General features: G+C 44.6%; 19 protein-coding genes. 3 read left to right on the top strand and 16 right to left on the bottom strand.

Translation table 11 applies throughout. The features are described 5' to 3' along the window. Positions 1-18 precede the first annotated feature (18 nt). The 9 genes from zupT to pyrH form a co-directional block, all read right to left on the bottom strand. A complete protein-coding gene (gene zupT, locus H8S64_RS03010) occupies positions 19-831 on the bottom strand; it encodes a zinc transporter ZupT (RefSeq protein WP_186974881.1) in 813 nt (270 codons plus the stop codon). 84 nt (positions 832-915) lie between these two features. Next, on the bottom strand, positions 916-2,445 hold the full coding sequence (gltX, locus tag H8S64_RS03005) for a glutamate--tRNA ligase (protein ID WP_186974880.1): 1,530 nt from the start codon (positions 2,443-2,445) through the stop codon (positions 916-918). Between the two features lie 10 nt (positions 2,446-2,455). Next, positions 2,456-2,740, bottom strand: a complete 285-nt coding sequence (locus H8S64_RS03000; RefSeq protein ID WP_186974879.1) for a hypothetical protein — start codon at positions 2,738-2,740, stop codon at positions 2,456-2,458. Next, entirely contained in the window at positions 2,740-2,922 is a 183-nt protein-coding gene (locus tag H8S64_RS02995; protein ID WP_099291336.1) for a hypothetical protein, read from the bottom strand. Before H8S64_RS02995 ends, H8S64_RS03000 begins: the two co-directional genes overlap by 1 nt. After that, entirely contained in the window at positions 2,913-4,055 is a 1,143-nt protein-coding gene (locus H8S64_RS02990; protein WP_186974878.1) for a 1-acyl-sn-glycerol-3-phosphate acyltransferase, read from the bottom strand. The genes H8S64_RS02995 and H8S64_RS02990 overlap by 10 nt, the downstream gene beginning before the upstream one ends. Before the next feature lie 290 nt (positions 4,056-4,345). Beyond that, on the bottom strand, positions 4,346-5,542 hold the full coding sequence (locus H8S64_RS02985) for a pyridoxal phosphate-dependent aminotransferase (protein WP_186974877.1): 1,197 nt from the start codon (positions 5,540-5,542) through the stop codon (positions 4,346-4,348). A 58-nt stretch (positions 5,543-5,600) separates the two neighbouring features. Beyond that, the gene (locus H8S64_RS02980; protein ID WP_099291333.1) at positions 5,601-6,299 is read right to left on the bottom strand and encodes a Crp/Fnr family transcriptional regulator; all 699 of its coding nucleotides are present in this window, start codon (positions 6,297-6,299) and stop codon (positions 5,601-5,603) included. A 9-nt stretch (positions 6,300-6,308) separates the two neighbouring features. Further along, the gene (dxs, locus tag H8S64_RS02975) at positions 6,309-8,192 is read right to left on the bottom strand and encodes a 1-deoxy-D-xylulose-5-phosphate synthase (RefSeq protein WP_186974876.1); all 1,884 of its coding nucleotides are present in this window, start codon (positions 8,190-8,192) and stop codon (positions 6,309-6,311) included. Positions 8,193-8,264: 72 nt separating this feature from the next. Next, positions 8,265-8,969: a UMP kinase gene (gene pyrH / locus H8S64_RS02970; RefSeq protein WP_099291331.1), complete on the bottom strand. Its 705-nt coding sequence runs from the start codon at positions 8,967-8,969 to the stop codon at positions 8,265-8,267. Positions 8,970-9,089: 120 nt separating this feature from the next. Here pyrH and H8S64_RS02965 point away from each other — a divergent pair, with 120 nt between their 5' ends. Then, complete coding sequence (locus H8S64_RS02965) at positions 9,090-9,818, top strand: glycosyltransferase (protein ID WP_186974875.1); 729 nt, start codon at positions 9,090-9,092, stop codon at positions 9,816-9,818. Beyond that, on the top strand, positions 9,815-10,426 hold the full coding sequence (locus H8S64_RS02960; protein ID WP_186974874.1) for a lipid-A-disaccharide synthase N-terminal domain-containing protein: 612 nt from the start codon (positions 9,815-9,817) through the stop codon (positions 10,424-10,426). Before H8S64_RS02965 ends, H8S64_RS02960 begins: the two co-directional genes overlap by 4 nt. Here the strand turns inward: H8S64_RS02960 and H8S64_RS02955 are convergent. The 3 genes from H8S64_RS02955 to H8S64_RS02945 form a co-directional block, all read right to left on the bottom strand. Then, the gene (locus tag H8S64_RS02955) at positions 10,376-11,986 is read right to left on the bottom strand and encodes an ArnT family glycosyltransferase (RefSeq protein WP_186974873.1); all 1,611 of its coding nucleotides are present in this window, start codon (positions 11,984-11,986) and stop codon (positions 10,376-10,378) included. The two genes, H8S64_RS02960 and H8S64_RS02955, sit on opposite strands and share 51 nt — an antisense overlap. A gap of 79 nt (positions 11,987-12,065) precedes the next feature. After that, positions 12,066-13,187, bottom strand: coding sequence for a nucleoside recognition domain-containing protein (locus H8S64_RS02950; protein WP_186974872.1), 1,122 nt, complete (start codon positions 13,185-13,187; stop codon positions 12,066-12,068). A 32-nt stretch (positions 13,188-13,219) separates the two neighbouring features. Further along, on the bottom strand, positions 13,220-14,230 hold the full coding sequence (locus H8S64_RS02945) for a porin (RefSeq protein WP_186974871.1): 1,011 nt from the start codon (positions 14,228-14,230) through the stop codon (positions 13,220-13,222). A 184-nt stretch (positions 14,231-14,414) separates the two neighbouring features. Between H8S64_RS02945 and H8S64_RS02940 the strand changes: the two genes are divergently transcribed. Continuing rightward, positions 14,415-16,058, top strand: coding sequence for an ArnT family glycosyltransferase (locus H8S64_RS02940; RefSeq protein ID WP_186974870.1), 1,644 nt, complete (start codon positions 14,415-14,417; stop codon positions 16,056-16,058). 27 nt (positions 16,059-16,085) lie between these two features. Here the strand turns inward: H8S64_RS02940 and H8S64_RS02935 are convergent, their stop codons facing one another. From H8S64_RS02935 to rpsI, 4 genes are all read right to left on the bottom strand, one after another. Beyond that, positions 16,086-17,411 carry an ATP-binding protein gene (locus H8S64_RS02935; protein ID WP_186974869.1) on the bottom strand — a complete coding sequence of 442 codons (1,326 nt, stop codon included), beginning with the start codon at positions 17,409-17,411 and terminating at the stop codon, positions 16,086-16,088. A gap of 214 nt (positions 17,412-17,625) precedes the next feature. After that, positions 17,626-18,444: a translation elongation factor Ts gene (gene tsf / locus H8S64_RS02930; RefSeq protein ID WP_099291323.1), complete on the bottom strand. Its 819-nt coding sequence runs from the start codon at positions 18,442-18,444 to the stop codon at positions 17,626-17,628. A gap of 108 nt (positions 18,445-18,552) precedes the next feature. Then, positions 18,553-19,332 carry a 30S ribosomal protein S2 gene (gene rpsB, locus H8S64_RS02925; RefSeq protein WP_099291322.1) on the bottom strand — a complete coding sequence of 260 codons (780 nt, stop codon included), beginning with the start codon at positions 19,330-19,332 and terminating at the stop codon, positions 18,553-18,555. A gap of 92 nt (positions 19,333-19,424) precedes the next feature. Further along, positions 19,425-19,811: a 30S ribosomal protein S9 gene (gene rpsI, locus H8S64_RS02920; protein WP_099291321.1), complete on the bottom strand. Its 387-nt coding sequence runs from the start codon at positions 19,809-19,811 to the stop codon at positions 19,425-19,427. Between the last annotated feature and the right edge of the window lie 2 nt (positions 19,812-19,813).

The raw sequence follows: 19,813 nt of genomic DNA, 5'->3' as shown, positions 1-19,813 counted from the left end.
TAAATCGAGCCTTTATCTTTAGAACAGTAACAGGCTAAAAGCCATAAGCCCCATTCCGGTAACGAGTCCGTAAATAGACAAATGATGTGCGCCGTATTCTTTGGCGGTAGGGAGAAGTTCGTCAAGAGAGATGAATACCATGATGCCTGCTACAAGGGCAAACAGAACGCCAAGGACAACGGCATTAATCCCGATGAAGAAATAGATTAGAACGAAGCCGATAATAGCTCCGAGGGGCTCGGACAAGCCGGAAAGAAAAGACAGTTTGAATGCTTTTTTTCGGTTGCCCGTGGCAAAGAATATGGGAACCGATACGGCAATCCCTTCCGGGATATTGTGAATGGCGATAGCGAATGCGATCGGGTATGCTATTTCCGGGTTAGACAGTCCGGCAATAAAAGTAGCCAGACCTTCCGGGAAGTTGTGGATACCGATGGCGAGAGCCGAGAATATCCCCATGCGCATTAATTTCTTGTCATGAGGTTGTTGCGCCATGCTCTCGACGGATTTTACCTCGTGCGGGTTCTCGTAGGAAGGAATCAATTTGTCGATAACGGCAATAAGTCCCATGCCGCAAAAGAAAGCGATAGCCGTGATAATATCGGCAATCTTGCCGTCGTACACTTCCTCGATGGATTCTTTAGCGGTAGGAAACAACTCCACGAAAGAGACGTATATCATCACTCCTGCGCTGAATCCCAGCGAGAGGGACAGGAATTTCTTGTTCGTTTTCTTCGTCAGAAAAGCAATGGCACTACCAATTCCGGTCGATAGTCCGGCAAATAAAGTTAGCGTGAAAGCCAGCAACACGTTATTCCAAGAGATATCCATGCGTTTCGGTATTAAAAACTAAAAGTTAGAAAGGGTCAGTGTGATCTTTTCCAACTTTTAGTTTTTGGTTTTTGTTTAATAGAGTTATCGCAATATATCTATAATACGGTGAAGTCGTGTTAAAGTTTCTTCTTTCCCTAAAATTTCAATAATGTCAAATAAATGAGGACCATCGGCGGCACCGATAATAGCCAATCGGAACGGACTCATAACCTTACCGAAACCCATTTCTTTTGCCGTAACCCATTCCCTCACGGCTTCTTCCGTGTTGGGGGAGGTAAAGTCTTGTACGTTTTCCAGTACTCCGACTAGCTCTTGCATCAGCGCGGGTGTTCCTTCTTTCCAGAATTTTTTCACCCCTTTTTCGTCATAACTTTGCGGGGCTTTGTAGAAATACTGTGACGAATTGTAAATATCTGCCACGAAGTTTGCTCTTTCTTTCAGTAAATGGCAAATCTTCTCCAGTTTCTTCATATCGTAAGAAATACCGTCCTTTGCAAGTAATTCATTTAACATGACAGCCAAATCGGCATCGCTCTTTTCCACGAGGTACTTGTGATTAAACCATTTTGCCTTATCCGGGTTGAAGCGGGCGCCTGATTTATTTACGCGTTCCAGCGTGAACTGCTCGCACAATTCGGACAGAGAAAATATCTCTTGCTCCGTGCCGGGATTCCAGCCCAATAGGGCAAGCATATTGATAAAGGCATCGGGCAGATAACCGTCTTCCTTGTAGCCGTGCCATTTTTCACCGGTTTCCGGATCGGTAAATTCCATGGGGAACACGGGGAAGCCCATTTTGTTACCGTCACGTTTGCTGAGTTTCCCGTTGCCGACGGGTTTCAGGATCAACGGTAGATGTGCGAACTCCGGCATGGTATCTTCCCAACCGAAAGCCCGGTACAGGAGTACGTGTAGCGGGAGGGAGGGTAACCATTCTTCACCGCGGATCACGTGCGAAATCTTCATCAGATGATCGTCCACGATGTTTGCCAAATGGTATGTGGGCATTCCGTCTGCTTTAAACAGTACTTTGTCGTCCAGAAGAGAGGTATTGAAATGTACTTCTCCCCGGATAATATCGTGTAATAGCAAATCTTCGTTTTCCGGCATCTTGAAGCGAATCACGTAATTTGCACCGCTATCCAAAAGGGCTTTTACTTCGTCCGCGCTCATGTTGAGTGAATTCTTCATGTGCTTGCGGGTGGCGGCATTATACATGAATGTTTCCCCTTTTGCCTCATGTGCTGCACGTTGCGCGTTCAACTCGTCGGCACTGTCGAACGAATAGTACGCGTTGCCCGACTCCACGAGTTGGAGGGCATATTGTTTGTAAAGCGGTTTACGCTCGCTTTGGCGATAAGGTCCATATTCTCCCCCTGCACCTACACCCTCGTCCACGGTCAATCCGCACCATTTCAATGATTCGATGATGTATTCTTCGGCTCCCGGTACGTAGCGGGTTTGGTCAGTATCCTCGATTCTTAACAGGAAATCACCCCCGTTATGGCGGGCAAAAAGGTAATTAAAGAGGGCTGTTCTTACACCACCCAAGTGAAGGGCTCCGGTGGGGCTGGGAGCAAATCTTACTCTGACTTTTCTATCGGAAATCATATCTTTAATATTATAATAGCTCGTTTTCTCCTTCTTGTGCTTTTTTTTCTTCTTTTTCCCGTTCGATGAGTTGTGTCAGAAGGTTTTTGGCATAGGTAATCGCGTAACGTTCGGCTTCCTTTTTGGATGGGATGCCGCTCTTGATAGGCTCTGCATAGCTAAAAGGCTTATCAGGACCTTCCGTGAGAACGTAAAGAGTAAAATTACTATGTTGATTGCGGCTTTTACTGGTCAACCCGAACCACATTTCCACCGAGCGGTCTTTGAGATGTATATTGCGTTTGAACTTGTACATTACATGTTATTTCTCGGGGTATTCTTGAAATTGATGACTCCGACGGCAACAGCGAGTGCTGCCATGGCGCCCACGTTCACATACACGGCAGTACGACTATTTTGCGGGGCAAAAAGACTAATCGTACTGGATATCATAATAAGGAATGCTGCTAGTATCAGCAAATATCTGGCTATTCGCATATATGTCTTTCTAAAGCGTTTTTAACCGGGTTAGCGTAGATTTCAAGGAAAATGTTGTTCAGCACGGAACGGTTTCCCTCGAGTTTATCCAACTTTTCAGTCATCACGCGGATGAAATTATCTTTTTCCTTCTCGCTGTATTTGGAGGTGAACTTGTTCGTGCCGTGAAGTAAGTCGTAAGCGACGTAATTATTCTCCCACAATTTGAAGTTACCTTGTATTCTGGAATCAATAAGCGTTGCCAGTTCAGCGATACGGTCGCCGTTATTGTCCTTGGCGTCAATTTCTTCCAGTTCATGGTCAATCGGGGGGGTGATGGCAAAATGCACCCGTCCCTTGTATCCGGACAGACCTTGTTGCATACTTCTCATATCTGCGGCGGGAGTCTTGATATATTCACCGACAGTCTTTTGATATAATTCGTCGGTTTTCAGATCGTCACAAGGTTCCCACTCGTAGGAGATGGATACAGGCACAACCCGTAATTCACTGAAATTCTCCACGAAACCTTTCGGACCACTCATGCGGAACATTTTCAGCAAACTGTGTTGCGTGCGGTCATCCCCGTTTTTGGTTCTTCCTTCTTTTTGAGCAATCCACACGGAATCCTCATTCTCGTGAATGACGTCACGCAAATAATGAGAACGCATATTCGCGCTGGTAATCATGTCACGCACGGGAAGTCCCCGCTCTATGATAAAGCAGGCATCCAGCTTCACGAGATCGGTCACCCATTTGTTGATTAACAAGTTGCTGCCGATAGCCGCTTCGCAATAGTGGCAGCCCCGCTCTGATAGCAATACGTTGAGTATTGCCGAGTCGAGGATAATATCCCGATGATTTGAAACGAAGAGATAACTTTTACCCGGTTCGATATATTCTAACCCCGTTGCTGTCACCCCGTCGGTCGTTCCTGCTATCAAACGCTTCATCGTGGGACCGAAAAAACGTTCCTGAAACTCTTTTCTGGTAGTGATACCTTTCAGTTGCTCTTGTATTTTAGTCTTATCAATCCTTGTCATTTGGGAAAAAAGTGCCAAAAACTCTTCTGCTTGGCTCAGTCGCTCCACGGCGGCTGGAATCTCTTCCCCCATGTAGGGTCTGATACTATTAAATTGGGAATCCGATGTCATGTCGTAATTTTAAAATTAGAAATCACGTGGCAAATATAGATAAAATGTTTTATAAAAGTGTGTCTGATAAGCTTATATTCGGTCTAAATGAGTGAAACGCCTTATTTTCTGTAAAGTTATGGTCGAAAAATGAGTCTTTAAAGTCGTTTTGCCGGATGCAGTTTATGAAGTCTGTAAGGTCCATAAAGTCTATAAGGTCTGTAAGGTCACAGAACAAGGGTCTAAGGACCTTTGACTTTATAGACTTTACAGACCTTATGAACTAGAAGGTGTGCCAAAGCACGCCTTGCTTATTTTCTACCGGGATAAACTTCAAGAGCCTTTGCCAATGTTTCCATGGCACCCTTGAGGTCTTCAATCTTCAACACGTAAGCAATTCTTACCTCGTCTTTACCGAGTCCCGGGGTAGAGTAGAATCCGCTCGCGGGAGCTACCATAACGGTTTGCTTGTTGTACTCGAAATCCTCGAGCAACCATTGTGCGAATTTGTCTGCATCGTCAACGGGTAATTTTACCACGGCATAGAAAGCTCCTCTCGGTTTCGGGCAAATAACTCCCGGCATTTTATTGAGGGCTTCAACCATGAAATCACGTCTTTCGATGTATTCGTTATACACGCTTTCAAAATATTCGGCGGGGGTATCAAGTGATGCTTCGGCAATGATCTGACCGATTGCCGGGGCGCACAAACGAGCCATACCGAATTTCAAGGCAGCCGTCATAACGTCTTTGTTGCGGGTAACCAATGCACCCACGCGAAGACCGCACTCGCTGTATCTCTTGGAAACAGAATCCAACAGGATCACGTTCTGTTCGATGCCTTGCAATTGCATCGTGGAGAAATGTTTGTATCCGTCATAGCAGAATTCACGATACACCTCGTCAGCGTACAGGTAAAGATCATGTTTCTTCACGATGGTAGCGAGTTGTTCCAGTTCTTCCTTGGAATACAAGTATCCCGTCGGGTTATTCGGGTTCACGATCACGATACCTTTCGTGCGGGGAGTAATTACTTTCTCGATCTCTGCAATCGGGGGCAAAGCGAAGTTTGTTTCGATAGAAGAGGTAACCGTTTTTACCTTTACGCCGCACATAAGAGCAAAAGCGTTATAATTGGCGTAGAACGGTTCGGGGATAATCACCTCATCACCCGGGTTCAACGTGGACATGAAAGCGATCGTGATAGCCTCGGAACCTCCGGTAGTTATCATGATATTCGTTTCGTCGATATTGATACCGATATTCTGGTAATATTTGGCTAATTTTTTTCTGTAGGAAAGATTTCCGGCAGAATGGGTATATTCAATCACCTTCTCGTTACAGTGTTTTAAAGCTTCTAAAGCGACCTCCGGGGTTTGAATATCCGGTTGACCGATATTCAAGTGGTACACTTTAATCCCTCTTTCTTTTGCTTTATCCGCGAACGGAACCAATTTGCGAATCGGCGAAGAAGGCATCGCCATCCCTTTTTCTGAAATCTGTGGCATAAGTTATTCGAGTTTAAATTTATCTTGCACAAAGATAGACATATTGAATGATTTTAAATCAATCAGCCAATCTTTTTAATTTATCATGATCTAATAATTTTATTTTCCTTCCTTTGGCTTCTACCAGTCCCTCGTTCTTCAAATCGGAGAGCAGTCGGATCAGTGTTTCGGTAGCGGTTCCCACGAAATTACTCAAGTCTTCGCGAGTGATATTCAGTCGTAAAGTCCCGTCTTCTTCAACACCGAAATCGGAAGCGATAAGCAAGAGTATTTCTGCCAGCCGGGCTTTTACCGATTTCTGAGCGATATCACGGATATGACGATTGGCTTCTTCCAGTTCCTTGCAGGCGATTTGCATCATTTCATAAGCGAAATCCGAACTGTGTTTCATCATGTGTGTCAACGATGTATAAGAGATATAACACAATATACAGTCGGATAAAGTTTCCACCGAGGTACAAGCTAATTCATTACGGATGACAGAACGAAATCCGAACATTTCGCTCTCTTTCCCGAAACGAATAATTTGCTCTTTTCCGGTAATTCCGGTTTGGAAGATTTTCACGACACCTGAAAAAAGAAAATAACATCCTTTAATGCGAGAACCTTCTTTATAGATGTATTCGCCTTTTTTATAGAATTTTACCGTGTCATCCGTGAATAATGTTTCGAGGTACTCGTCAGGCACACCTTTGAATGTTAGCTTGAATTTGCTAATACATTCCGATAATTTTGGTATTGGAGCCTCTTCTTTCATGCTTTCCTTTTATATCGAACAAATTGCCCGGAATATAGATTCGCAATCATAACCACATTCACGGTATAACTGTTGTTGTGTACCGTGTTCCACGAACTGATCCGGAACACCCAAGCGCACAACCTTGGCGGAATACCCGAGATCAGACATAAATTCAAGCACGGCACTACCCAGTCCGCCCACGATTGTTCCGTCCTCTAAGGTAATGATTTTTTTGAATTTATGAAATATTGAATGGAGTAATTTTTCATCCAGAGGTTTGAGGAATCGCATATCATAGAAGGCAACCGAACGCCCCGTTCCCTTTTCAATAGCTTTGAGAGCCTCGTTCCCGATAGCTCCGATGGATACGATGGCAACATCCTCGCCTTCAATAATACAACGTCCTTGCCCGATAGGCAATTCCTTGAACGGAGTACGCCACTTGATCATTGTCCCGTTACCTCGCGGGTAGCGAATGGAGAAAGGTCCTTTGTCCGGCAATTGAGCCGTGTACATCATATCGCGTAATTCTTCCTCGTTGAGGGGAGAGGCTATTGTCAGGTTCGGGATGCAACGGAAGCTGGCAAGGTCAAAAACGCCGTGGTGTGTAGCCCCGTCAGCCCCGACCAATCCTCCCCGGTCAAGACAGAAAACGACGTTGAGTTTTTGCAATGCCACGTCGTGTATTACTTGATCGTATGCTCGTTGCATGAAAGAAGAATAGATATTACAGAAAGGCACGTACCCCTGTGCCGCCAATCCTGCAGAGAACGTAACGGCATGTTGTTCGGCGATGCCGACATCAAAACAGCGATCGGGCATCTCTTTCATCATGATATTTAACGAGCAACCCGATGGCATGGCGGGAGTAATTCCCACGATTTTGGGATTGGTATGAGCCAATTCCAGTATGGTATGACCGAAAACATCCTGAAATTTAGGCGGAGTATTTTCCTTGCATTCTTTGATGATTTCCCCGGTTTCTTTATTGAATTTCCCCGGTGCGTGCCAAGTCGTTTGGTCTATCTCGGCTTGTTTGAACCCTTTCCCCTTGACTGTGATACAGTGGAGAAGTTTAGGGCCTTTGATTTGTTTCAGGTCACGGAGAACCTTGACCAAGTGGTTGACATCATGCCCGTCCACGGGGCCGAAATACCGGAATCCCAGAGCCTCGAACAAGTTGCTCTGGCGTAGCATCAATGATTTGACACTATTATCTATTTTCTGGATGAAGTTTCGGGCTCCCGGGCTGATTTTATTGATGCGCCCGAGAATATTCCAGATATCTTCTTTCAGTTTGTTATATGTTTTGGAAGTCGTGATATCGAGAAGGTATTCATTCATTCCGCCCACGTTGGGGTCAATTGCCATGTTGTTGTCGTTGAGAATAACCAGCAGGTTGGCATTATTAATACCCGCGTTATTCAATCCCTCGAAAGCCAGTCCCCCGGTCATCGCCCCGTCCCCGATAATTGCCACCGATAGGCGGTCTTCCTCCCCGTTCATTTTTGCCGCCACGGCCATTCCCAGTGCGGCGGAAATCGAGGTCGAGGAGTGTCCCGTCCCGAAAGCGTCATATTCGCTTTCGCTTCTTTTGGGAAACCCGCTGAGTCCCTTGTACTGCCGATTCGTGCAGAAGTTGTCCCTTCTCCCGGTAAGAATCTTGTGGGGGTAAGCCTGATGTCCCACGTCCCACACGATATTATCGTACGGGGTATCGAACACGTAGTGCAATGCCACGGTAAGCTCGACAACCCCCAATCCGGCCCCGAAATGTCCGGGGTGTTCCGAACACTCGTCAATGATTTTCTCGCGTAATTCCCGACACAATTGAATCAGGTCGTCTTCCGGCACCTTCTTCAAATCATCGGGAGAGTTTATCGTATCTAATATTCTTTTTTCTTCGTTCATAATTAACCATTGAAAAAAGTCTGAAGGTTTTCTCCCTTCATTTCCAATTTTTCAATTTTCAATTTTCAATTATTAATACACGATTGTTCCGATATTTTCCCCTGAAATGACTTTTTTCAAGTTACCCGGTTGGTCCATGTTGAAAACGATAATCGGTAAATGATTTTCTTTACACATGGTCGTTGCCGTCAGGTCCATCACCTTTAGTCCCCGGTTGTATATCTCGTCATAGGTAATTTTGTCGAATTTGGTTGCTGTGGGGTCTTTCTCCGGGTCGGCAGTATAAATACCGTCCACGCGGGTACCTTTGAACATGGCATCCGCCTCTATCTCGATGGCACGCAGGCTGCTCGCCGTGTCGGTTGTGAAATACGGGTTACCCGTTCCGGCACTCATGATAGTGACATACCCTTCTTTCAAATATTCCATGGCTTTTGCTTTCGAGTAGAATTCCCCGATAGGTTCCATGCGGATAGCCGTGAGTACTTTGTTTTTACATCCCTCGTTGTCTAAAGCTGAACTTAAAGCCAGACTGTTGATAACGGTTGCCAACATACCCATACTATCGCCTTTTACCCGGTCGAAACCCTTATTTGTACCACTCAGTCCCCTGAAAATATTGCCGCCACCGATAACAATCCCTACTTGGACTCCCATTTTTGCAATTTCATGTATTTGACGGGCATAACTCTCCAAACACGTGGTGTCGATACCATATTTTTGACCGCCCATTAAAGATTCTCCGCTGAGTTTTAACAAAATTCGGTTATATTGCATATCTTTGTTTGTTTAAATTTTATAACAAAAAACTTAGTTTCTTCGCTAAAACGCAACAACAAAACTAATGAATTTTTGTTATAACTATAATTTAATTTGAGAATATAAATTTCACCGCAGATGAACAGAACCGCTAATTACGATCTAACAGTCATAGTGCCAGTGTATAACGAGGAGGGGAACATCCTAAGATTAGAGAAAGAGTTGGGGGAGTTTTTAAAGACAGCCAAGGCTACTTCTTGTGTATTGTTTGTAAACGACGGCTCGATAGATGATAGTGAACGCCTTATCCGGGAGGTTTGCGGTAGAAACGAGGGATTTTTCTTTTTGAATCTCGCTAAAAACGGGGGATTGAGTGCTGCCATGAAAGCGGGGATAGACAATTCTTTTTCCAAGTGGGTGGGATACATCGATGCCGATTTGCAAACGACACCCGAGGATTTTAATAGCCTGTTGGAACACGCGGACGAGTTCGAGATGGTGATGGGCATCCGTACCGGACGGAAAGACAGTTTCGTCAAAAATATGTCTTCCCGTATCGCCAACGGGTTCCGCCGAATGATGACGCATGACGGGGTGGAGGATACCGGATGCCCGTTGAAAGTGTTGCGCACCGATTACGCGAAACGGATTCCTTTCTTTACCGGGATGCATCGTTTCCTGCCGGCATTGATACAGTTACAGCACGGGCGGGTAAAACAAGTTCCCGTGCGCCATTTCCCGCGTATCGCCGGAAAATCAAAATATAACTTGGCTAACCGCTTGGTCGGTCCTTTCAAAGATTGTTTTGCTTACCGTTGGATGAGGAAACGTTATATTAACTATCAAGTGGCTGAAAACAATCTATGATTTACGTTGTCGGATTTCTCGCTCAAATTTTCTTTTCCGCCCGGATATTACTGCAATGGATATTGTCTGAGCGGGCTAAAAAAGTAATCTCCCCGGCGATATTCTGGCAATTGAGCATATTGGGTTCTTATCTGTTATTCATCTATGGCTGGTTGAGGGATGACTTCGCTATTATTTTCGGACAAATCATATCCTATTATATTTACATCTGGAACTTGAACAAAAAACACCAGTGGAAATGGTTGCCTTTGGTTTTGCGTACCGTGCTTTTGCTTACGCCTGTTGCGGCAATCATTTACATGATAGAAGACGCGAGCGCATTTGTCGACCAGTTCTTCCGGAACGAGAAAATTCCTTTGTGGTTATTGCTCTACGGTTCGATGGGGCAGATTATATTTACCCTTCGTTTCGTTTACCAGTGGATTTATTCCAAGCGCAAAGACGAATCCCTACTCCCGCTTGGTTTCTGGGTAATCAGCTTATTTGGTTCATTGATTATTGTTTCATACGCCATTTATCGACACGACCCGGTCTTGATACTTGGGCAATCCACGGGTTTACTGGCTTACGGTCGCAACATTTGGCTCTCCCGCAAGGGTAGTTGCTAATTGTTCGCCTTGTGACGGGTGTACCAGATAAAAGATTCCTATTTTCTCGTAATGTACGGTTTCAAGCCATGTCATTATAGCTTCCGAACGAGCCACATCCCGTTCTTTTAGGAAAATCATGCAATCCCCTTGCTCGTACACCTTGAACAAAGAATCCTCGTCCGATATCTTTATCGGGTCTTCATGTAGATAAACATCCATATTTTCCCCGCTACGGAAACGATAGTAATAATAGTGGTCGATATCTTCCTCTTCGCAAATTTCATGAGCTTTTTCAGCCATTTCGGATAATCCTATATTTGAATTGAGCCGCGGCAGGGCAAAGCCCCCGACAAACAATGTCCCCAATATCCCTAGAGCGGCAGTGTTTATCGCTTGGTATAATTTTTTCTTCAGTAGCAGCGAGAAAGCGAATAGACTGAAGACGAAAAGTACACCTATCGCCATGAAAATGAATATGGAGTGCGGGTACTCGAACTTGTTATGGATTGCCAAAGCGACAACGGGGGCAATCATGAATGCGACGACCGGGATATATACCGCGAAAGCAATCCGTTTTTCTTTTATTTTAGGGAGCAACAATACAGTCAGATAAGTGAAAAACGGGAACAAGGGTAACATATAAATATCGAGCTTCGCGCTGAACATGGATAAAAGCACGAAAGACGAAACGATTACGGTCAGGAAAAACTTCTCCTTGTCCGTGGTGAGCAGTTTTTTACGGAGGGCAATAATGATGGTCGCTATATATAAAAGTGACCAAGGGGCAATGGAGTACCAAATCGTGATTCCGTAATACCAGAATGCCTCTTTATGGTGGAATGAATCAATAGCCCGGTTGACGGTCTGGTTAAAAAGCAGGTTATTGAGATAGTCGTTTCCGCCTTCAATATACACGCACCCGAACCATATGGCACATAATCCCAGAAGAATACCCCATGCGCTCCATCCCAGATAACGCCCGAACTGCCGGATTTCTTTTTTCACGATTAGGAATACCGTGATTGAAACGACAGGAACGATAAACCCGACAGGCCCTTTCGAGAAAATAGCCAAGAAGATATAAACTGGTAGTAAAAAACGGTCAAGCGGTCGTCCTTTGCCGGAATATTGTTTATAGAACGTGTACAAAGCCAGCAGGATAAACATGCACATCAGCATATCCATGCGCAACACAAGCCCGGAGCCGATAAAGAATGCGCTCGTGTAAAGCATCAATGAAGCGTTCCACCTTGACCGGGGGGTAGTATCCTCTTCCACCCATTTGTTCATCACGTGAATGGAAACCAGTGCCGGGATGATTGAAAACAGGGAAAGCACCAGCATGTGATATTCGCCGAAAATCCATTTACACAGCATGATAAACCAGAAATACAAGGGTGGTTTATCCGCGTATACTTCTCCTTGGTTATAGAAAGTGAAGAAATGCCCCTCTCGTAAAGCCTCGTCCGCGATGCTCAAGTATTTTAACTCGTTGTTGGGCGTAAAATCCCGAAACAACAACACGGGTAAAACCAAGGCGAATAACAAAAAATATGGATACGGCTTTATATTTTTCATGTCTGTTCGCGTAAGTAATATACGTGTTACGGGAAAGCTAACGAAAAGGTTCTCACAACCTTTTCGTTAGCTTTTCATATTACAATAATTGGAAAAGTACATAAACCCAATGCGCGATAACACCGGCAACAAGTCCGCCGATAGTGTGTGCGACGATGGCCTTTGATGTTAATTGGCGGAATCCCAGGGAATCCAGCATAGCGGTATGGGTACTTAAATAACCGCTCCAGCACATACCGATAGCGGTAAACACGGCAATAGCGTTACCGTCAATCCAGCCTTGAGCCGCGAAATTAGGTACAAGACCTAAGGCTGCGCCCACCGCTCCAAGGGCTGTGATGGGGAATGCAACAAGGTGTGGGTCCTCGAAACCGAAAAGCCACTCGAAAAGAATATTTACTTTACCCGCCAGATAGGGAAGAAGTTCCGTTCCTTGATAAGCGGCTCCGGTATATCCTTCTGCGGACGGTCCGAAAGTTAATATCATCACGAACGTGGAGATAACCAATACCCCCGGGATAATGGCGATACCGATATCTACTCCTGAGCGTCCCCCGTCAAGCAAGGCGTCCAAAATACGCAAGAAAAGAGTTTTATTCGAATTATCCGTATTTTCCTCCACTTCCACGATTTCAGTTATCGCGCTTTCATCTTTGAAATGGGGATGCGATTTCAGGATGAAACGTTGCATAAGGCGGGTGGAAACGATACAACCGCAAAACGCCCCGAACAAACCGATGAAAGGTGCGGAGTAATACCCTTGACCAATCATGAAAACGATAACAAGCAATCCCATGCCGAAAGCGGTTCCGAAATTGGTAAGAGATATCAATTGGTATTTCTTGAAGTAACTGCCGAAACGAACATCTTTTGCCAGAGAAATAATAGCGGGATTATCCGACAAGAATGTCAACACGGCGCCCAACGAGGCAGTTCCCGGTAAATTGAACAAAGGCTTCATCAAAGGACGCAAGATTTTTTCCAAAAGTTTCACGACACCGAACTCCACGAAAATACGTCCCAGGGCACCCGTGATGACACAGATTCCCATTAAATAGAAGACCGTATTCAATAATAAATCATGAGCGGTATTCATGATTGTGTTGAGCATATTCGGGATTTCCATCACGGACGCGATGTAATAAAAAATTCCAACCACGATAATTAGGCATGGAATCCCGGTGGGAATAAATTTCTTCATGTTTTTACAGGATTAATAAATAGAGGGTTGAGTTATTTTTTAATGAAATTAATTCTCCAAGTTAAACCCACGCTAAGCTGCATGTCATCGGGTTGTAAAGTCCCGGAAGCGTTACGGCCTGCGTAATAGGAATAATAAGCGTGCAACCGTACATCGCGGGTACGTGCGGGAAATACCTCGATACCGCCGCCCACGTTCGTGATTTCCGTACCGGGAAGCACGCACAAATCACCTGCACTCTTGTTCTTGTTCACATCGTGAGAGGCATTTACCCGTAAAATCACGTGTTCCCCAATCTCTCGCGTGATACTCCCTATAATAGAGAAATCCTTGAATAAATCACCGTCTTTCACTTGTGCGCCCGTGGTGCGACCCATCAAATCGATATTGAAAGTGGTTTTGCCCGATTTGAATTGGTTTCCTAGAGCGAGATAACCGATAAACTTGTGAGGTAAATACTCGACCAAGTTCGCGGAATAAATCGTGTTCCAGCAATCCCGGTTCCCGTACCACACGAAATTTAAAGCGTAAATATCCCGGTTCCCTTCAATCTGGAATGGAGATTGGCACAATTGAAGCGTGAACAAATCCTTGTTATTGTCAAGCGCGTAGGATGCACTCGCCCCGAATTGATAACAGGAAATATTGTTACAAAACTCGGATAAAGTATAAATATCGATAGGGGCAAGGTCATACTCGTATCCGCCGATACCCACGATTTGTTTTCCTGCGGAAAGACTCCAGTTTTTATTAATCGCGTAATTGAGATAAACGTAATCGATAGAATTAAAAAAAGAACTTTCCGTGTTAGCCTTGTTCAATCGTTGGCGGTAAGCGTAGGAAAATCCCTCGCCGAACGAGCCGTTTATTTTCAAATTAACCATACTTCCCCGGAAACCGTTCTCGGATGCAGGGGCGGAACCCAAGTTATGGTGATAATCAACTCGTGCTTCTCCCGATAAATTAATCGTGTTTTTTTCTTGAGCACACACACTCAATATACCTGATACAGAGAGTAAAAAGAATACAAATATTTTTTTCATAAACTAAATTGATTTTAGGCGGCAAAGATAAATCAACTTTATCGTAAAAGCAATATTAGATTTTGAATTATCTGTGCAAAAAGCGTTTTGCCCCCTTTGTTTGATAATTTAGGTAGGATACAATATAAAATAATTTTATTGTTATAAATTTGCGTCTTAAACGCAAGTGTAATTCAAAAAGATTATGCAGAGAAACTATATACATTACCTCTTTATTCTTATCGTTTGTTGTTTCGCTTTTTTCGTGAATAATGGGGCTGTTTATGAAGATATTATGGAGTCCCGTAACTTGGTTACGGCTCACGAGATGATAGAGTACGACAATTGGTTGGTACCCACCATGAACGGGGAATTGCGTTTGGAGAAACCGCCTCTGCCCACTTGGGTGGCCGCGGGAATAGAATATCTTCAGCCGGACAACATCTCTATGCAACGTGCTGCTGCCGGAATCATGGCAACTTTGATGGTATTTTTCCTTTATTTCTTCGCTTCCGCGTTAAGCGGCAATCGGATGTTGGGATTACTCTCCGCGGTGGTATTGGCGACGTGCTTCAATGTCATCATGGCGGGACGCGTGGCGACATGGGACATCTATTGCCATAGTTTTATGCTGGGAGCGATACTCTTCTTTTATAAAGGAATTGTCAGTCGGCGAACAAGCTGGGGTATGTTTATATGGGCGGGAACATTCCTCGGGTTGTCCTTCCTCGGGAAAGGTCCGGTAGCCTTTTACGCCTTATTGCTTCCTTTCCTGATTAGCTATATTGCCGTGTACCGTCCGTCGTTCAAGAGAAAGGGATTGCCGATAGTGGTCATGCTGCTGGTCTTTGCCGCGGTTAGCTTCTGGTGGTACTTGTATCTGATTATATTCCACAAGGACATGACCATGTTCGTGTGGGCAAAAGAATCGACGGCATGGATGGAGAGAAATGTCCGCCCGTGGTATTATTATTGGCAATTCTTCGCGGAATCCGGTATATGGTCGTTATTCCTGTTGACCGGATTGTGTTGGCCTTGGCTGAAACGGAAAGTGACAATGAAAAAGGAATACGCCTTTGCCGTGGTATGGACCTTAGTGACCTTGGTATTGCTCTCCCTTTTCCCGGAGAAGAAAACCCGTTATCTCCTGCCGATACTCATCCCTGCCTCCATGGTCGTGGCGCATTACGTGGTGTATATATTTGTAGCCACGAAAGAGAAAAAGCTTACCGCCGGCGACCGTGTCGTCTTCCGGGTAAACGCGTTCCTTCCGGCATTGATAGCCCTCGGGATGCCCGTGGCGATATACTTTTTGTTTTACACCAAAGGGCAGATGGGACTGACACTCTTTATCATTGTTACCCTCCTTTTCCTTGTTGCCGCTTATTCTATTTTCGCGGGAGGGGTAAGGATGAAATCGATGAAAGTCTTCACGGGAGTCGTCTTATTGCTGATTTTAGTGGAAACACTGCTTATGCCTCGTGTCGCCAATATGTTCAATAACACCGAAATCAAGAGCATCTCCGCGGTGCGGGAAATCGAGGAAGTGAATCATATCCCTTTTTATTACCCGTCGGACGAGGAATTGCGGATTGAATTGGTGTACGAGGCGGGACGTCGCATCTTACCTTGGGACATCGAGAACGACACCACCCTGCTGGACTCCCTCCCTATCGTGTTGGTTTCCGGCAAACCCGCCGCGGAAATATTACCTCCCGGCATGGCAGAACGGGTAAACCTGCATTTTATCGACATGTACGACAACAACACCCGCCCCAAATCGGACAAGAAACGTTATTCCCCGAAATTCGTGCGCTACGTGACGATTCTGGAAAAGAAAGCGGATTGAAATTGCTGCCTTTTCCGGGCGATGTTCTTATTTGAGTGTCTTGTTTGAAAGCGCGTACAGCGGTACGACTTTTATCTTCTCGTAAGTGGAGAATGGTTCAAGGCTAGTTCGTATCCCATAATCGCAATTTTTCAATTCAATGAATTTGTACATGCTTTGCATAGAGCCGGAATTACTGGCTTTCACTTCGACGGGATAGATTTTGCCTTTTCGGCTAATCACGTAATCGACTTCTGCCTGCGCGTTTCGTTCTTGACGTTGCCAATAATATAGCTCGCTCTTTTTCAAGTAATCGGCATATTTAATCAATTCCAATCCGGCAAACACTTCCGATAATCCACCCTTGTTAATGAAATCGGCATCTTCGCCAACAAGAATATCGACTGCCTGCATTCCCAGCAAGGATTGCATTAGCCCGATATCCAAAAAGAGAAATTTACGGAATTTCGGGTTGCTTTCAGCCCCTAGCGGGATACCATTAGCTGCGGAGTGAGTGACAGGAGTAATCAAACCGGCCAACGAGAGTAACGATAAGGCTTCTTTCACGGAGGGACCGTTCACTGTTTCACTCACTTGCGTGTAAACAAACTTTTGTCCCGCTTGAAGGGCAACAGCCTTCAGTGTTTGTGAAAGTAACAACGGCGATATGCGCGTTTTGTATTTTTTGAAATCATCCTGATAAGTATCCAGTATGTCGTTGTGTACCGCGAAACATTCGTTATAATTCGAATTTTCGACCCATCTTTTTACCGCTTCAGGCATACCACCAACCAAGTAAAAACTACGTAGTTGTGATACCATCTCTTCGTGTAGAGCCAGAGGAAGGGGATGTTCGCAATCTGCTTCATTTTGCTTATAATTTACCTGAATATCAAGTCCTTGTGCCGTGAGAAATTCGTCGAAAGAAAAAGGGTACATGTACATGGAGCGAACCCTTCCAACGCCAAACGAGGGTAGTTCTTTTAACGAGAATTCCAGTAATGAACCGGCTGCAATCACGTGCAATTCCGGGTAATCTTCATAAAAATAACGTAACGAGGAAATCGCGCGCTGGGATTCTTGTATTTCATCAATAAAAAGTAATGTTTCTCCGGGGATTATCGGGATATTGAAGATAGCACTTAGTTGGTTGCATATCTTTTTCACATCGATATTTTCTCCGAACAACGGTTTTATATTTCCTTGGCGTTCAAGATTGATTTCGACAAAGTACTTGAAACTCTCGCCAAGATGGCGGATGGCAAATGATTTTCCTACTTGTCGAGCTCCTCTCACGAGTAAAGGTTTCCTGTTACTACTATTTTTCCATGCTTCCAAGTACGTGTCTATATGTCTTTTGAAATAGTTGCTCATGTTTTGTTGCTTAGTTATTGAATTACACAAAGATATGACTTAGTTATTGAAAATCCAAACCGAAAATCAACCTGAACTATCGAAAATCCAAACCGAAAATCACCATAAACCATCGAAAATCCAAACCGAACGCGCGGGAATCATGCCACGATAAGGGTAAAAAAAACAGGCTTATCGCTAAGCCTGTTTTCTATTTCGAGTGATTTGTCGCTTATCAAACATTCAGCGTGTAACGCAAGAATGAAGTAACGGTCAAATCTTTGTCAACACTCTTCAAGTAATCTCTTACAGACATTTTACCGTCTTGCTCGAAAACTTGGTTCAGCAAAGTAGACTCTTGGAAGAATTTGTTCAAGCGACCTTGAGCGATTTTCTCCAACATGTTTTCCGGTTTACCCTCTTCACGAGCTTTCTCGCGACCGATTTCGAATTCATGGTCAATGATATTCTGTGGGATACCGTCTTTGTCTACAGCAACAGGAGCCATAGCCGCTACTTGCATGGCGATGTTTTTCATCACTTGGGCGTCAGCCGTTTTGTTGAAACCGACAACGGTAGCCAACATGTTTCCCGGGTGAATGTAAACAACACAATCTTCTGCTTTCAAGCAACCGTAGTAGCTTAATTCCAGTTTCTCGCCGATAACTCCGGTTTGTTCAGCAATCTGGTCAGCGATGCTTCTACCGTCCAGTTGGATAGCTAACAAATCCTCCGTGGTGGCGGGCATATTGGCTAAAGCGGCGTCAAGGATGCGAGTCGTGAAACCGATAAATCCTTCATTTTTGGCAACGAAGTCGGTTTCGCAGTTTAATGAAACCATAACTGCATTCTTCCCGTCGGTTTTGGCTAAAACGCAACCTTCTTTTGCATCTCTGTCTGCACGTTTGCTTGCCACAACAAGACCTTTCTTGCGGATGATATCAACGGCTTTGTCGAAATCACCTTCGGCCTCTTGGAGCGCGTGCTTGCAGTCCATCATTCCGGCGTTTGTTGCTTTACGCAACTTCATCACGTCTGCTGCTTTTATTTCCATATTCTTATAAATTTCAATTGTTCGTTGAAGATTTTAGATTATGGAGTTTGAATCAAAAACTTGGAATGATTTCAATCTAAAATCCAAAATCTAAAATCTAAAATTAATTTATTCTTCAGTAGCGGCCTTTTCCTCTACCACTTCCTCTTGAGCTTCCGCTCTGTCGGCGCCTTTCTTGTCACCTTCTTTCTCTCGCTCCGCTTTTCTTTCGCTCAAGCCTTCTTTGATGGCTCCCGCTACTTTGTCGATAATCAAAGAGATAGAAGTAGAAGCGTCGTCATTTGCCGGGATTACGAAATCAATTCCCTCGGGGCTTGAGTTCGTGTCCACGATAGCGAATACCGGGATACCAAGCGTGTTGGCTTCTTTTACCGCAATATATTCCTTCATCACGTCAACCACGAAAAGAGCGGCCGGAAGACGGGTCAGGTCAGCGATGCTGCCCAAGTTCTTTTCCAATTTTGCTCTTTGACGAGATATCTGGAGTCTTTCCCGTTTTGAAAGGTGAGAGAAAGTACCGTCTTTTTCCATTTTGTCAATGGTGGTCATTTTCTTCACGGCCTTACGGATAGTCGGGAAGTTGGTCAACATTCCGCCCGGCCATCTTTCAGTCACGAACGGCATATTGATATTTGAAATTTTTTCAGCAACAATGTCCTTAGCCTGTTTCTTTGTTGCAACAAACAGAATTCTTCTGCCTGACTTGGCTATTTGTTTCAAGGCTGCACTTGCCTTGTCCAACATGATAGCGGTTTTGTTCAGGTCAATAATGTGGATATCATTACGCTCCATGAAGATATACGGAGCCATTTTAGGATTCCATTTACGGGTAAGGTGTCCGAAGTGACAACCTGCATTTAATAATTCGTCGAAATTCGTATTTGACATTTGTGTCATTTTTAAAGTTTACATTCTTAAATTTTATCAATCGCCGGGTAGTTCTCTCGAGAAGTCCCGCCAATTTAGATACTAAACTCTGATTAACGTTTAGAGAACTGGAATCTCTTACGTGCGCCCGGACGTCCCGGTTTCTTACGCTCAACTTCGCGCGGGTCTCTGGTCATGAAGCCTGCCGCTCTCAGTTTGGATTTGTCTTCCGCGTTGATTTTCACCAATGCTCTGGCAATTCCCAAACGTAAAGCTTCTGCCTGTCCGTTAAAACCGCCTCCAACAAGGTTTACTTTGATATCGTATTGTCCGGCAACGCCTAATAATTCAAGCGGTTGTTTCACTACATACTGGAGGGTAGGCAACGTGAAATACTCTTCCAAGCTCTTTTTGTTGATTGTAATATTGCCTTTTCCTTCGTTAAGATAGACGCGGGCTACCGCTGTTTTTCTTCTACCTACTGCATTTACTACTTCCATAC

Source organism: Butyricimonas hominis (assembly GCF_014287455.1).
Classification (GTDB): domain Bacteria; phylum Bacteroidota; class Bacteroidia; order Bacteroidales; family Marinifilaceae; genus Butyricimonas; species Butyricimonas muris.
This window is presented reverse-complemented; position numbering and strand designations above follow the sequence as displayed.